The 13,484-nt window shown below is 73.8% G+C and carries 16 protein-coding genes; 8 read left to right on the plus strand and 8 right to left on the minus strand.

Going from position 1 to position 13,484, the window contains the following annotated elements; translation table 11 throughout:
- Nucleotides 1-140 precede the first annotated feature (140 nt).
- Together AB0N90_RS10230 and AB0N90_RS10235 are read left to right on the plus strand one after the other, a co-directional pair.
- Nucleotides 141-362, plus strand: coding sequence for a helix-turn-helix domain-containing protein (locus AB0N90_RS10230; RefSeq protein WP_004002281.1), 222 nt, complete (start codon nucleotides 141-143; stop codon nucleotides 360-362).
- Nucleotides 363-479: 117 nt separating this feature from the next.
- On the plus strand, nucleotides 480-1,283 hold the full coding sequence (locus AB0N90_RS10235; protein ID WP_136101762.1) for an enoyl-CoA hydratase/isomerase family protein: 804 nt from the start codon (nucleotides 480-482) through the stop codon (nucleotides 1,281-1,283).
- Between the two features lie 3 nt (nucleotides 1,284-1,286).
- Here AB0N90_RS10235 and AB0N90_RS10240 read toward each other — a convergent pair whose 3' ends face one another.
- Nucleotides 1,287-1,997 carry a nucleopolyhedrovirus P10 family protein gene (locus AB0N90_RS10240; protein WP_365194635.1) on the minus strand — a complete coding sequence of 237 codons (711 nt, stop codon included), beginning with the start codon at nucleotides 1,995-1,997 and terminating at the stop codon, nucleotides 1,287-1,289.
- Between the two features lie 87 nt (nucleotides 1,998-2,084).
- On the opposite strand from AB0N90_RS10240, the gene AB0N90_RS10245 reads away from it, so the two are divergent.
- From AB0N90_RS10245 to amaP, 5 genes are read left to right on the plus strand one after another with little or no spacing between them, the layout of a single operon-like run.
- Nucleotides 2,085-2,555 (plus strand): Asp23/Gls24 family envelope stress response protein, encoded by a 471-nt coding sequence (locus AB0N90_RS10245; protein ID WP_037656645.1) that lies wholly within the window; start codon nucleotides 2,085-2,087, stop codon nucleotides 2,553-2,555.
- Between the two features lie 48 nt (nucleotides 2,556-2,603).
- Nucleotides 2,604-2,786: a hypothetical protein gene (locus AB0N90_RS10250; protein WP_037656643.1), complete on the plus strand. Its 183-nt coding sequence runs from the start codon at nucleotides 2,604-2,606 to the stop codon at nucleotides 2,784-2,786.
- Entirely contained in the window at nucleotides 2,783-3,157 is a 375-nt protein-coding gene (locus AB0N90_RS10255) for an Asp23/Gls24 family envelope stress response protein (protein ID WP_085564109.1), read from the plus strand. Before AB0N90_RS10250 ends, AB0N90_RS10255 begins: the two co-directional genes overlap by 4 nt.
- Nucleotides 3,154-3,747 (plus strand): DUF6286 domain-containing protein, encoded by a 594-nt coding sequence (locus AB0N90_RS10260; RefSeq protein ID WP_365194638.1) that lies wholly within the window; start codon nucleotides 3,154-3,156, stop codon nucleotides 3,745-3,747. Before AB0N90_RS10255 ends, AB0N90_RS10260 begins: the two co-directional genes overlap by 4 nt.
- A 5-nt stretch (nucleotides 3,748-3,752) precedes the next feature.
- A complete protein-coding gene (amaP, locus tag AB0N90_RS10265; protein ID WP_365194641.1) occupies nucleotides 3,753-4,331 on the plus strand; it encodes an alkaline shock response membrane anchor protein AmaP in 579 nt (192 codons plus the stop codon).
- Nucleotides 4,332-4,361: 30 nt separating this feature from the next.
- Here the strand turns inward: amaP and AB0N90_RS10270 are convergent, their stop codons facing one another.
- The 5 genes from AB0N90_RS10270 to AB0N90_RS10290 all read right to left on the minus strand — a co-directional run bounded on the left by AB0N90_RS10270 (nucleotide 4,362) and on the right by AB0N90_RS10290 (nucleotide 9,257).
- Nucleotides 4,362-5,117: an SDR family oxidoreductase gene (locus AB0N90_RS10270; protein ID WP_365194644.1), complete on the minus strand. Its 756-nt coding sequence runs from the start codon at nucleotides 5,115-5,117 to the stop codon at nucleotides 4,362-4,364.
- Nucleotides 5,118-5,122: 5 nt separating this feature from the next.
- Nucleotides 5,123-6,943, minus strand: coding sequence for a glycoside hydrolase family 15 protein (locus AB0N90_RS10275; RefSeq protein ID WP_365194646.1), 1,821 nt, complete (start codon nucleotides 6,941-6,943; stop codon nucleotides 5,123-5,125).
- A 75-nt stretch (nucleotides 6,944-7,018) separates the two neighbouring features.
- Nucleotides 7,019-7,849, minus strand: a complete 831-nt coding sequence (locus AB0N90_RS10280) for an SURF1 family protein (RefSeq protein ID WP_361670474.1) — start codon at nucleotides 7,847-7,849, stop codon at nucleotides 7,019-7,021.
- 44 nt (nucleotides 7,850-7,893) lie between these two features.
- Nucleotides 7,894-8,127 (minus strand): hypothetical protein, encoded by a 234-nt coding sequence (locus tag AB0N90_RS10285; protein ID WP_078967409.1) that lies wholly within the window; start codon nucleotides 8,125-8,127, stop codon nucleotides 7,894-7,896.
- Nucleotides 8,128-8,273: 146 nt separating this feature from the next.
- The gene (locus AB0N90_RS10290) at nucleotides 8,274-9,257 is read right to left on the minus strand and encodes a DEDDh family exonuclease (RefSeq protein WP_365194649.1); all 984 of its coding nucleotides are present in this window, start codon (nucleotides 9,255-9,257) and stop codon (nucleotides 8,274-8,276) included.
- A gap of 178 nt (nucleotides 9,258-9,435) precedes the next feature.
- Between AB0N90_RS10290 and AB0N90_RS10295 the strand changes: the two genes are divergently transcribed.
- Nucleotides 9,436-10,146, plus strand: coding sequence for a VIT family protein (locus tag AB0N90_RS10295; protein ID WP_365194652.1), 711 nt, complete (start codon nucleotides 9,436-9,438; stop codon nucleotides 10,144-10,146).
- Between the two features lie 31 nt (nucleotides 10,147-10,177).
- On the opposite strand, the gene AB0N90_RS10300 is transcribed toward AB0N90_RS10295, so the two are convergent.
- Both AB0N90_RS10300 and AB0N90_RS10305 read right to left on the minus strand, forming a co-directional pair.
- On the minus strand, nucleotides 10,178-11,599 hold the full coding sequence (locus tag AB0N90_RS10300; protein ID WP_365194655.1) for a CoA transferase: 1,422 nt from the start codon (nucleotides 11,597-11,599) through the stop codon (nucleotides 10,178-10,180).
- Nucleotides 11,600-11,718: 119 nt separating this feature from the next.
- The gene (locus tag AB0N90_RS10305; RefSeq protein WP_365194656.1) at nucleotides 11,719-13,272 is read right to left on the minus strand and encodes a S8 family serine peptidase; all 1,554 of its coding nucleotides are present in this window, start codon (nucleotides 13,270-13,272) and stop codon (nucleotides 11,719-11,721) included.
- Between the last annotated feature and the right edge of the window lie 212 nt (nucleotides 13,273-13,484).

Genomic DNA, 13,484 nt, shown 5'->3' on the forward strand with positions numbered 1-13,484 from the left:
TGGAATTGGGCATTCCGCTTGTGGGGATCCGCTCCTGTCGTCACAACGATGTCTCACCGACCTTGCCGAATGGGTGGCCATCACGCCCCGGAGGGGTGATCATGAGGAGACCAGAGCGCACTTCCCATGAGGAGGCACGGGTGGCCGAGACTCTGAAGAAGGGCAGCCGGGTGACCGGCGCCGCGCGCGACAAGCTCGCGGCAGACCTGAAGAAGAAGTACGACTCCGGTGCGAGCATCCGGGCACTGGCCGAAGAGACCGGCCGCTCGTATGGCTTCGTACACCGGATGCTCAGCGAGTCGGGCGTCACGCTGCGAGGGCGTGGCGGAGCGACCCGGGGCAAGAAGGCCGCATCGTCCTGACTCCGGGCGGCCCATCGGCTTCGATGGTGGCCACCCGGTCGGCGATCCGACCGGCCGGGTGGTTACTGTGCAGTCACTTAGCTCTGCTTCGCTGACCGCACCCATCGGAGGCGCCCCATGGCCACGCCCGACCAGGACCTCGCTCCTGTACTCGACAAGGACGGCGTACGGCTCACCGTCGACGACGCGATCGCCACGGTGACGCTGACGAATCCGGCCAAGCGCAACGCACAGAGCCCCGCCCTGTGGCGGGCGCTCGCCGAGGCCGGCCGGCTGCTGCCGGGCTCCGTCCGAGTCGTGGTGCTGCGTGGCGAGGGCAAGTCCTTCTCCGCCGGACTGGACCGCCAGATGTTCACTCCGGAGGGGATTCCGGGCGAGCCGACCTTCACCGATATCGCGCGTCGTGACGACGCCGGGCTCGACGCGACCATCGCCGAATTCCAGGAGGCGTTCACCTGGTGGCGACGCAATGACATCGTGTCCGTCGCCGCCGTACAAGGACATGCCATCGGTGCCGGATTCCAGCTGGCGCTCGCCTGCGACCTGCGGATCGTCGCCGACGATGTGCAGTTCGCCATGCGCGAGACCAGCCTCGGCATCGTTCCCGACCTGGCCGGCACGCATCCGCTGGTCGGCCTGGTCGGGTATGCCCGCGCGCTGGAGATCTGCGTGACCGGCCGGTTCGTCGGCGCGCAGGAGTCGGTGGCCTCGGGCCTGGCCAACCTGGCCGTCGCCGGGGACGAACTCGATGGCGCCGTACGCGATCTGACCGCCGCGCTGGTGGCCGCCCCGCGGGACGCCGTGGTCGAGACCAAGGCCCTGCTCAGCGGTGCGGCCGGCCGTTCGTACGACGAACAGCGCTCCGCCGAGCGCGGGGCTCAGGCACGCCGGCTGCGCGATCTGGCCGGCATCGGCGAATAGGGCTCAGCCCACCGAAGTGACCAGGACGGCCACCGTCGGCCGGTCCTCCAGCGCGTCCCGTACGGCCGCGCGCACCCGCCGGGCCACCTCCACGGTCCGGTGGGTCGCGTCGGTCGCCAGGTCCACCCGCACATGACGGTGCACCAGGGCGGCCGTGCCGTCCGTCCGCTCCTCGACGCGGACCGCCCGCCCCGGCCCGGTCAGCCGGGCGACCCCCGGCACCGCGAGCGCCGCCTCGGCCGCGCGCAGCTCGGACAGTTCCGTCGCCTCACGGGCCTCCGGTGGCCGCGGCGGCCGTACCTCCACGAGCCGCCCGTCCGGCTCCAGCAGCTCCGTGATCCGCAGGTCCACCTCCGCCACCACCAGGCCGAGGCGCTCGGCCGCCGCCGTCGCGAGCAGCTCCCGCAGCCGCGCCGCGGTGCCCGGCAGCGGCTCCACGGAGGTCGCCGCGAAGTCCGCCGTCACCCGCAGGGCACCCGGCGGCAGCGCGCTCGGCGGGGCCGGTACGACGGGCTCGGCCACCCGCAGCGGGTCGGCGAGCCCGATCCGCAGCGCGCCAAGGCGCACCCCGGGCAGGCCGTCCGCCGCCGCGCCGCGCAGGACCGCGCCCGCCGCGTCCTCCGCGATCCACGCGCCGTCCCCGGGCCCACCCAACGGCAGCATCCTGCCGAGCCCGACGTGATGTCTTACGACCTGGCTCCACGCGTCCGTCATTCCTCCAGCCTGCCGCATCCCCGGCGCGCGGTCGCGCAACCTTGCTTACGGTGGTCCAAGGACGACGACCGAAAGGGACGTACGGCGATGACCGACATGACGACGACCCCCGAAGGCGGCGGCGAGCCGCACACGTCGACCCGGAAGGCCGTCCGGCGCGGCGGCGGCGATCCGTCGACCCGGGGACGGACCACCATCGCCGACGGCGTGGTGGAGAAGATCGCCGGGCTGGCCGCCCGGGACGTGATCGGTGTGCACGCGATGGGCGGCGGCTTCGCCCGCACCCTCGGCGCCGTGCGCGACCGGGTGCCCGGCGGCTCCAAGTCGGTGACCCGCGGGGTGAAGGCCGAGGTCGGGGAGGTGCAGACCGCCCTCGACCTGGAGATCGTGGTGGACTACGGAGTCTCCATCGGCGATGTCGCCGGCGCCGTGCGCGAGAACGTGGTCGCCGCGGTGGAGCGGATGACCGGCCTGGAGGTCGTCGAGGTCAACATCGCGGTCAGCGACGTCAAGCTGCCCGACGAGGAGGAGGACGAGCCGGAGCCCCGGATCCAGTGACCGGGCCCGTGCCGGACCCCGTACACCCGACGAGCTGAGGAGCGCTGCATGAGCACGGCCATGATCGGCATGATCGCCGGAATGGCGCTGGGGTTCGCCGGGTACTTCGGCGGGTTCGGCGCGTTTTTGCTGGTGGCGGCGCTGGGCGCCGTCGGGTTCGTGGTCGGCCGGTTCGCGGAGGGCGATCTGGACCTCGGTGACTTCTTCCGCAGCCGCGACCGGCGGCGGTGACCGCCGTGACCACCGGGACGGGGGCGGTACGACACCCACCGGCCCGGGTGCCGCCCGGGGAACGGGGCGCCACCCGGATCGCCGACCGCGTCGTGGCGAAGGTCGCCGCGCAGGCCGCCCGGGAGGCCCTGGGCCCGCCGCCCGCCGACGCCGGGGCGCCGCACGCCACGGTGGCCGTCCACCACGACACCGCCCGGATCCGCGTCGATCTCGAACTCGGCTACCCCTGCGACATCGGCGCCCGCTGCGCCGCCGTGCGCCGCCATGTCACCGAGCGGGTGGGCGAGCTGGTGAACCTGACGGTCTCCGAGGTCGCCGTCCACATCGAGCGGCTGCACCCGCCGACGGCCGCGGGCGGGAGGACCCGATGAGCCAGGTCACCCTCGACAAGAACACCGACGCCCCCGCGGACGCGGGCGGCAGCGGCCGCTTCTGGGCGCCCCGCCGCGTCCCCGCGGGCATCGTCGCCGTGCTGGTGCTGGCCGGCGCGGGCCTGCTGCTCTACGACATCGTCGCGGTCCGCGCCCACCGGCCCGCGATGCGCTGGCGCCGGGCACTGGCCCGCCAGCTGGCCGAACGGCCCCTGGACGACACCTGGGTACTGGCCGGCGCGGCCCTCGCGGTGGCCCTCGGCCTGTGGCTGCTCGCCCTCGCGCTCACCCCGGGACACCGCTCCCTGCTGCCGATGCGCCGCCCGCACCCGGACGTCCGCGCGGGGCTCAAGCGGGACGCGGCGGCCCAGGTGCTGCGCGACCGCGCCATGGAAGTGTCCGGCGTACGGTCCGTACGGGTACGGATGCGCCGCCGCAAGGCCGCCGTCCGCGCCAGCTCGCACTTCCGCGAACTGGACGACGTCCGCGCCGACCTGGACACCACCCTCACCGAGGCGGTGCACGGCCTCGGCCTGACCCATACGCCCCGGCTCGCCCTGCGGGTGACCCGGGCCGCGCGAAAGGGGTGAAGGCGATGCGCTCCGGGCGGCTCAACCGCGTCCTGCTCGCCCTGGCCGGACTGATCCTGCTGGCCCTCGGCGGCTCGGTGCTCGCCGTCGGCCTCGGCGTCCGGCCGCCCTCCTGGTGGATCCACGGCGGCCCGCACGATGTCCTGCTCAGCCACGCCGAGCGCACCCACTACCGGGCCGCCGACTGGTGGTGGCCCGCGCTCATCGCCGCCCTGGCCCTCCTCGTGCTGGGGGCCCTGTGGTGGCTGACCGCGCTCCTGCGCCGGCACCGCCTCGCCGAGATCCGGGTGGACACCGGCGACGGCGCCGCCGTGCTGCGGGCCAGGGCACTGGAGAGCGCCCTGGCCGAGGAGGCCGCCATGGGATCCGGAGTGGCCCATGCCCAGGTGCGGTTGCGGGGCCGGCGCAAGAAGCCCAGGGCGCGGGCCCTGCTGCGGCTGGCCCCCGAGGTGGACCCGTCGACCGCGCTGGCCGAATTCACCACCGGGCCCCTGGCCCACGCCCGCGAGTCGGCGGGCCTGCCCTCCCTCCCGGCGGAGGTCCGCCTCGGCGCGGTCAAGCACCGGCCGGAACGGGTCACTTGAGCGGTTGCCGGACGGGAGGGGCCTTCGGGATCAGAATCCGCGCCGCATCCCGCCGTCCACCGGCACCATGATCCCCGTCAGATAGGACGCCGCCGGGGACAGCAGGAAGGCCGCGACCCTGCCGAACTCCTCCGGGGCGCCGTAGCGGCGCAGCGGGATGCGGGACTCGTTGGCGGCGCGGGTGGCCTCGGGGTCGGCGGACAGGGAGTCCAGCTCGCGCACCCGGTCCGTGTCGATACGGGCCGGGAGCAGGCCCAGCACCCGGATGCCGCGCGGACCCAGCTCGTCCGCGAGGGACTTGGCGAAACCGGCGAGCCCGGGGCGCAGGCCGTTGGAGATCGTCAGCGCCGGGATCGGCTCGTGCACCGAACCGGACAGCACGAAGCCGATGACACCGCCCTCCTCCAGCTCGGCCGCCGCCGCGCGGGCGAGCCGCACCGCGCCGAGGAAGACGGACTCGAACGCCCCGCGCCACTGCTCGTCGGTGTTGTCGGCGACGAAGCCGGGCGGCGGGCCGCCCACGCTCACCAGCATTCCGTGGAAGCCGCCGAAGCGCTCACGGGCGGTCTCGATCAGCCGCTCGGGCGCCTGCTCGTCGGCGTTGTCCATGGCCACGCCCACCGCGTTCGGGCCCAGTTCGGCGGCGGCCGCCGCGGCCCGCTGCTCGTCCCGGCCGGTGATCACCACCTTCGCGCCGTCCGCGACGAGCTGCCGCGCGGCCGCGTTGCCCAGGCCGCGGGTGGCCCCGGTGACGATGTACACCCGGTCCTTCAGTCCAAGATCCATGGCCCCTATCCTGCCTCCTCGGTACCGAACAGCGTGAGGGCGGAGTTCACCAGGCCGAGATGGCTGAACGCCTGCGGGAAGTTGCCCAGCTGGCGGTCCGCGCCGGGGTCGTACTCCTCGGCCAGCAGCCCCACGTCGTTGGCCACCCGCACCAGCCGTTCGAACAGCTCCCGGGCCTCCTTCCGGCGGCCGGTCAGCCGCAGCGCGTCCACCAGCCAGAACGAGCAGGCGAGGAACGCGCCCTCGCCGCCCGGCAGCCCGTCGACCACCGAGTCGTCGTCCTCCGCGGAGTCGTAGCGGCGCAGAAAGCCGTCGTGGCCGAGGCCGGCGCGGATGGCGTCGACGGTGCCGATCACCCGGGGATCGTCCGGCGGCAGGAAGCCGACGCGCGGGATGAGCAGCAGGGCGGCGTCCAGTTCGCGGGAGCCGTAGGACCGGGTGAAGGTGTTGCGCCCCGGGTCGTAGCCCTTCTCGCAGACCTCCCGGTGCACCTCCTCCCGCAGCCGCCGCCAGCCCGCCAGGTCGCCGCTGGTCTCCTGGTGCTGTTCGAGGGTGCGCACCGCCCGGTCGGCGGCCACCCACACCATCACCTTGGAGTGCACGAAGTGGCGGCGCCCGCCGCGCACCTCCCACAGGCCCTGGTCCGGCTGCCGCCACGCCGACGCCAGGAAGTCCATCAGCGCCCGCTGGATGGCCCACATGTGCGGCCGGGTGGGCAGGCCCGCGCTCCGGGCCAGCGACAGCGAGTCCATCACCTCGCCGTACACATCGAGCTGGAGCTGCTCCACGGCGCCGTTGCCGATGCGCACCGGTGCGGAGCCGGCGAAGCCGGGCAGCCAGGGCAACTCGCTCTCCGGGAGGCGCCGTTCGCCCGCGACGCCGTACATGATCTGGAGGGCGGCGGGGTCGCCGGCGACCGCGCGCAGCAGCCAGTTGCGCCAGGCCTCGGCCTCCTCCTGGTAGCCCGCGGTGAGCAGCGCGCCGAGGGCGAGGGTGGAGTCGCGCAGCCAGCAGTACCGGTAGTCCCAGTTGCGCACCCCGCCCAGCCGCTCGGGCAGCGAGGTGGTGGCCGCGGCGACGATCCCGCCGGTCGGGGCGTAGGTGAGCGCCTTGAGGGTGATCAGGGAGCGGACGACGGCGTCCCGGTGCGGTCCGTCGTAGCGGCAGTGCCGGGCCCAGCGCCGCCAGTCGGTGACGCTGCTCTCCAGGGCCTCGCAGGGGTCGATGAGCCGGGGGCGCCGCTCATGGGAGGGATGCCAGGTGAGCACGAACGCGACCCGTTCGCCCTCGCCGACGGTGAACTCGGAGTGGGTGCCGTAGTCCTCGCCCCAGGTGCGCACCGGCGGCTCCGAGCGCAGCCACACCGAGTCGGGGCCCGCGACCGCCACCCGATGGCCGTCCGAGCGGCGCATCCACGGCATGATCGAGCCGTAGTCGAAGCGCAGCCGCAGGGTGCTGCGGACGGTGACCCGGCCGCTGACGCCCTCCACGATGCGGACGACATCGGGGGCGCGCTCGCGCTGCGGCATCAGATCGGTGACGCGGACCGTGCCGTCGGGGGTGTCCCACTCGGTGTCCAGGACGAGGGTGTCGGGGCGGTAGGCCCGGCGGGTGCAGGTGGCTTCGTCGGCCGCGGTCCCGGGCGCGATCCGCCAGTGACCGTGGTCCGGCCCGCCGAGCAGCCGGGCGAAGCAGGCGCCGGAGTCGAAGCGGGGCAGGCACAGCCAGTCGATCGAGCCGTCCCTGCCGACCAGCGCCGCGGTCTGCTCGTCGCCGATGAGGGCGTAGTCCTCGATCCGGGCACGGTCCCTGCTACGGGCGTTCACGGGATGCGGTTTCCCGGTGGGACGAGGGGCCAATCAGGTGGTGCGCCGGGGGAGTGACACGACGCCCCCGCGCGTTCAGACCGCGGCCGGTTCGTTCTCCTTGGGCTCCGGCGCCGCCGCGGCCTCCTCCTGGTCCCGGATCTCGCGGCGGAGCAGGAACCACCAGCCGACCGGGACGGCCGCCGCGAACAGCCACCACTGGATCATGTAGGCGTAGTTCAGCGGGGCGTCCTCGGTGCCGGGGTCGGAGATCTGCTCCGGGGTGCCGCCCTTGGGCGTCGGCGCCGTCTGCTCCATGTAGCCGCCGAGCACCGGCGCGCCGAGCCGGTGCGCCTCCTCGGTGCTGTTGATCAGCATGATCTGCCGGTCGGGCAGGCCCTTGAGGTTCTTGATGCCGCTGGCCGCGGTGGTCTCGTCGGCCATCAGGCGTCCGCTGATGGTGGTCCGTCCGGCGGGCGGCGCGGGGATCTTCGGGAAGGCGGTCTGGGACGCGTCCGCGGCGACCCAGCCGCGGTTGACCATCAGCACCTTGCCGTCGGCGAGGACGAACGGGGTCAGGACGTGGTAGCCGACATCGCCGTTGTCGTTGGTCCGGCGCCGGACCACTTCCGTCTTCGCGGTGTCGAAGGTGCCGGTCGCGGTGACGGTGCGGTACCTCTCGGTCCGGGTCACGGCGTGTCCGGGGGAGGACAGCCGCTCCACGGGGACCGGCTCGGCGTGCAGCGCGGAGGAGACGAGGTCATTGCGCGCGGTGCGCTCCTCGTAGCGATGCTTCTGCCAGAAACCCAGCTTGATCATCGTCGGGATCAACGCGATCGCGACGATGGTGAGGATGACCCACTGGAGGGACAACAGGAAGCGGTAGCGATGCACCCCACGACGGTACATCCGGGCCGCGGGGTGCATTCAGGCGGGTACCGGGTCACTCCCGGTGGCGCCGGACCGGCCGGTCACACCCGGTCGACGACCCCCGTACGGCCCTCCGCGCGGGCGCAGTGCGCGCCGCAGTACCAGTGGCCGTCCACCTCCACGCCCTGCCCGATGACCTGCACCCGGCAGTGCTCGCAGATCGGGGCCATGCGATGGATCGCACAGGAGAAGCAGTCGAAGACATGGACCGCGCCCTGGGCGTGGACCTCGAAGGTCATTCCGTAGTCATTGCCGCACACTTCGCATCTCGCCATGTGCCACAGGGTGATCCGTCGCACGGGTCCGGGCGAGTGGACGCCGGGTGAGTCGTGCGTCAATCACTCTTTCGTACGACCACTCGTCCGTGAGGTCCGCATCCACCGGTCCGTGCGGTCCGCGTCCCGCCTCGGGGGCGCCGGACTCACCCGTCCGCGGGCTCGACGTCCCGCAGCAGCTGTCCGAACGCGGCCTCGTCCACGACCGGTGTGCCGAACTGCCGGGCCTTGACCACCTTGGAGGTGCCCGAGTCCGGGTCGTTGGTCACCAGCAGGCTGGTCAGCCGGGAGATGCTGGACGCCACATGCAGCCCGCACTCGGTCGCCCGGTCCTCCAGCAGCTCCCGCTCGGTGGAGGTGTCACCGGAGAACGCCACCCGCATGCCCTGTTTGAGAGGTTTGCCGTCTTCGTAGCGGCCCGGGTTGGGATAGGGGCATACAGGCCTTTTGCGCGAGGGGCGCCAACTGCTCTGGCGGTAGCCGCCGTAGCCGGGGGAGGACTGCCGGGGCACCGGCGCGTCCGACCACTCCGTCAGCGAGCGGCACTCCAGCAGCGGCAGCCGTACGCCGCCCGCCGCCGCGGCCCGCAGGCTCGGCCGGAACGCCTCCGCGAGCACCCGCGCGTCGTCCAGCGCGTGGTGCGCCCGCTGCTGCACCACACCGAAGTGCGCGGCGAGCGACTCCAGCTTGTGGTTGGGCAGCGGCAGCCCCAGCTCCTTCGACAGCGCGATGGTGCACAGCCGCTGGCGCACCGGCGCCCGGCGCTCGGCGCGCGCGTACTCCCGCGCGATCATCTGCCAGTCGAAGACCGCGTTGTGCGCGACCAGCACCCGGCCGTCCAGGCGGGCCGCGAACTCCTCGGCGATGTCCGCGAACAGCGGCGCGCCCTGAAGCACCTCGCTCGTCAGACCGTGTATCCACACGGGTCCCGGATCGCGCTCCGGGTTGACGAGGGTGTACCAGTGGTCCTCGACCTCGCCGCGCGCGTCCAGCCGGTAGACGGCGGCGGAGATGATCCGGTCGTGCCGGGCCAGGCCGGTGGTCTCCACGTCAACGACCGCGTATCCCTGGGGATACGCGGTCGGCCACTGGGTGGCGGAGGACACTGCGGTCGCACGGTCTTCGAGCATGGTCATTGAGGATACGGGCCGCGACCGACATCTTGGCCCCACAGGTCCCCCCGGCACGTACCGCCCGGGTACCGGCGCGGCACCCGTCCGTGCCGAACGGCCCTTTCCCTGGGGCCTGTTGTCGCTGCGTGGAGCGTCGCAGCGGCGCGGGCCGCCCGGGAGTGCGATCCTCGCTGCTGTGACGGAACCCAAGCACGAGGAGAACCACGGCGGCGCGCTCGGCTCACGGCTGAACTGGCTGCGCGCCGCCGTGCTGGGCGCGAACGACGGCATCGTCTCCACCGCGGGCCTCGTCGTCGGTGTGGCCGGGGCGACCGGGAGCCGCGCCGCGCTGCTCACCGCGGGCCTCGCCGGGCTGCTCGCCGGATCGATGTCCATGGCGGCGGGCGAGTACGTCTCCGTCTCCACCCAGCGCGACTCCGAGCTGGCCGCGCTGGCCGTGGAGAAGCGGGAACTGCGCGAGCAGCCCGCGGCCGAACTGCGTGAGCTGACCCAGATGCTCCGGGCGCGCGGGCTGTCCGAGGAGGTGGCCCGGGAGGCCGCCGAGCAGCTCACCGAGCGGGACGCGCTGCGCGCCCACGCCAGTGTGGAGCTGGGCATCAACCCCGACCAGCTGACCGATCCGTGGCACGCGGCCTGGGCGAGTTTCCTGGCCTTCACCGTGGGCGCGCTGCTGCCGCTGCTGGCCATCGTGCTGCCCCCGGCCGGCTGGCGGCTGCCGGTCACCGTGCTCTCCGTGCTCGCCGCGCTCGTCCTCACCGGCTGGGCCGGTGCCCGCCTCGGCGCCGCCGCCCCCCGGCGGGCGGTGCTGCGCAATGTGGGCGGCGGGGCGCTGGCGATGGCGGTCACCTACGCGGCGGGCAGCCTGCTGGGGGCGGTCGGCGTGTGATCCGGGGGTGCTCATTCCAACGTGACCGGGCTCATGCCCAGGCGGCCCGGTCCGAGCCCCATGGCGTCGGCGGCCGGGCCCAATCCATGGGCCCGCCCGCGAAGTTCACCGGGGACCTGGCGTGCCGCAGCCGGCCGAGGGGGCCGTCGGCCTCGGCGAGCCAGGCGTCCGCGGGGACATGAGCGGCGTCGTCCGCCGCCTGCGTCCCGTCCGCCGCCGGTGTCCCGTCCGTCTCCGGGCGGGCGTCGTACGGCATCCCGTCCGTCAGCCAGTACGCCGTGCGGGCCAGTGCCAGCCGGACCGATCGGCCCGCGCCGTCCTGCGACCGCTCGGTCAGCGCCCGCAGGACGGCCGCCGCCAGCAGATAGCCGGTGCCGTGATCCAGGGCCTGCGCGGGCAGCGCGCCGGGTTCCCGCGCCGAGCCCTCGGTCACCGCGATACCGGTGGCGACCTGCACCAGGCTGTCGAAGCCGCGCCGCCCGCCCCAGGGCCCGTCCGCGCCCCACGCCGACACCTGCGCCACCACCAGCGCGGGGTGCCGCTCCGCGAGCGCCTCGGGGGAGAGGCCGAAGCGGTCCAGCGCGCCGGGGCGGTAGCCGGTGACCACGACGTCCGCCCCGGCGAGCAGCTCCTCGAAGGCGTCCCGGCGCGCGGCCAGGTCCAGGGTCGCGGAGCGCTTGCCGAAGCCCGTGTCGGCGTGCTGGTCGGGGAGTTCGGGCGACCAGGGCGCGTCCAGGCGCAGCACGTCCGCGCCCAGCAGGGCGAGGGTGCGGGTGGCCACCGGGCCCGCCAGGACCCGGGTCAGGTCCAGGACGCGCACCCCGGCGGCGGGCAGCAGCGGGGCGGCGGCCGCGTCGAGCGGCGGCAGCGCGCGCACGGGGGCCGCGCCGAGCGTCGCACGCTCCACCAGGGGGCGGGCGGCCACCAGGGCGGCCTGTTCGGTCGCCCGCCACGCGCGCGGGGTGCGCAGGGCCACCGCGAGGCCGCCGGCGGCGTGGACCGTCTCCTCGGTCTCAAGGGCGGTGCGTCCGGCGAGCAGGGCGGCCACGGTCTCGGGCGTGGCGGCCGCGGGCAGGCCCAGCGCGTCGAGCAACCGGGCCCGGTGGTGCGGGTAGTTGGCGTGTGTGCGCACCCAGCCGTCGGCCGTGCGCCAGAACCGCGACAGCGGCGCGAAGGAGACCGGCGCCCGTCCGTCCACCCGCAGCAGCCGCTCGCTGTGGAACGCCGCCGCCACGGCACCGTCGTCGACCCGGACCCCGGGCACCTCGGCGCGCCCGGCCCGGCGGGCCCCCAGTTCGGCGGCGGCCAGGGCGCACGCGCCGACGCAGGCGCGCGCGAGCCGTCGTACGGGAAGGCGGGCCGCGAGGGTGCCGGGCCGCTCGGCCGTCGTCACCCGGGAGAGCAGCGCGGGGTCGCCGCCCAGCGCAGTCCATGCGAACGCGATATCCGTCATGACTGCACTATGCACTATTGATTCAATCAATCTATGTAGGGACTCGGCGTCAACCGGTAAACGCCGTCCGTACGGGCGGGTGGCCGGATTCCGACGCATCACCCGCCCGTACGGGGGCGCTAATAAGTCACTGCGGCGAGGGCGTCCGCCATGCCCCGGCCGTAGAAACCGTTGCGGTTCGCCGGGCCCTGGCACACCGCGTCGACCTTGCCGTCGCCATTGATGTCGTACGGGTCCGTGCACGGCGTGGCGTCGGCCTCCGCGTACAGGAGTGCCTTGACCAGCGCGGCGGACGCATGCGGATGGGTTGACTTGATCAATGCGGCAACCCCGGCCACATGCGGGGTCGCCATGGACGTCCCCGCCATGTAGCCCCACTTGCCGCCCGGCAGTGTGCCCAGGATGAGGCCGCTGGTCGCCGGGGGCGCCGGCGTCTGGTAGACCGTCGAGTCACCGCCGGGCGCCGCGATGTCGATGACGCCCCGGCCGTAGTTGGAGTACGACGACTTGAGCCCCTTGGCGCCGGTCGCGGAGACCGTGACGACGCCGGGCAGCTGGGTCGGGATGTCGAAGCACCGGCGCGGATCGATCACCCGGTCCGACGCGGTGCCGTCGTTCGGCGACTGCGGGTCGGTGATCGAGTCGGCGGCCAGGTCGTAGCTCTCGTTGCCCGCCGCCGCGATGTTGACCGTGCCCCGCCTCTCCGCGTACCGCGAGGCCCGGTCGACGGCGTCCACCAGCGCCTTCTGGTCCGGGTCGGTGGTGCAGTTGAAGTACCAGGGGTCGTTGAAATAGCTGTTGTTGGTCACGTCCACGTGGTGCTCGGCCGCCCAGACGAAGCCGCAGACCACGGACTCGGCGTAGAAGTACCCGTCCGGGTTCGCCACCTTGATGCCGGCCACCTTCACGCCCGGCGCCACCCCCGTCATGCCGACGCCGTTCTTCGCGGCCGCGATCTCGCCCGCCACATGGGTGCCGTGCGGGCTCTCCGCGGCGCTGGGCCGCCAGGCCCCGTCGGTCGTGTCCGGCTTGCCCGACACGCAGTTGACGGAGGCGGCACGGTCGAAGTTGGGCGCGATGTCCGGGTGGGTGTCGTCCACACCGGTGTCGATGACCCCGACCGTGACGTCCGGGCTGCCCAGCGTCTTCTGGTGCGCCTTGTCCGCCTTGATGGCGGGCAGGTCCCACTGCAACGGCTCCAGCGGGTCCTGGTCCCCGGTCGCCTGCGCACCGGCCGCGGCCGCCTGCGCGCCGCCCAGCACCTGCGGCGTGCCCATGTCCGCGGTGGACGCGGCGGCCAGCGGGGTGTGCCGGGTGACACCGGCCGAGGCCACCCCCGGCACCGCGCGCATCAGCCGGGCGAAGTCCGGGTTCGCGGAGTGCGCGACGAGAACGCCGATCCGGTCATAACCCGCCACCAGGGTGCCGCCGTTGCGCCCGATCTCCCGGCGCACCGAGGCGAGCGTCCGGTGGTCCGTGCGGGTGTTGACCAGGTACGACAGCTCGGCGTCCGCCCCCGCTCCGGCCGGGGCTCCCGCCGAGGTCGTCGTCGCCGTGGTGGCCGGGGCGGGCGCGGCGGAGGCCGCCGCGGGCAGGAAGCCGAGCGAGGCGGTCAGCGAGAGCACGGCCGGCACGGCGAGCGACGTCCGGCGTCCGGTGCGCAGATGAGCCATGGGTTCTCCACTTCATCCCGATACGAAGCCTGCCCGAGACACGGATCGGTGCTCGGGCAGGTGCATGGCGAGTGGTGCAGGCGGAACGTATCCCGTCGTCTCAGTGACCGGCAATGACTTGGCAATGACTCAATCAGATCGCTTGCGAAAGAACTCATAGCACTTGAATCGGTCTTCGCGTGGCGCCGTGGACCTGGGCGGGGAGCGCTAGC

It is taken from the genome of Streptomyces sp. NPDC093018 (genome assembly GCF_040684035.1).
Classification (GTDB): domain Bacteria; phylum Actinomycetota; class Actinomycetes; order Streptomycetales; family Streptomycetaceae; genus Streptomyces; species Streptomyces murinus.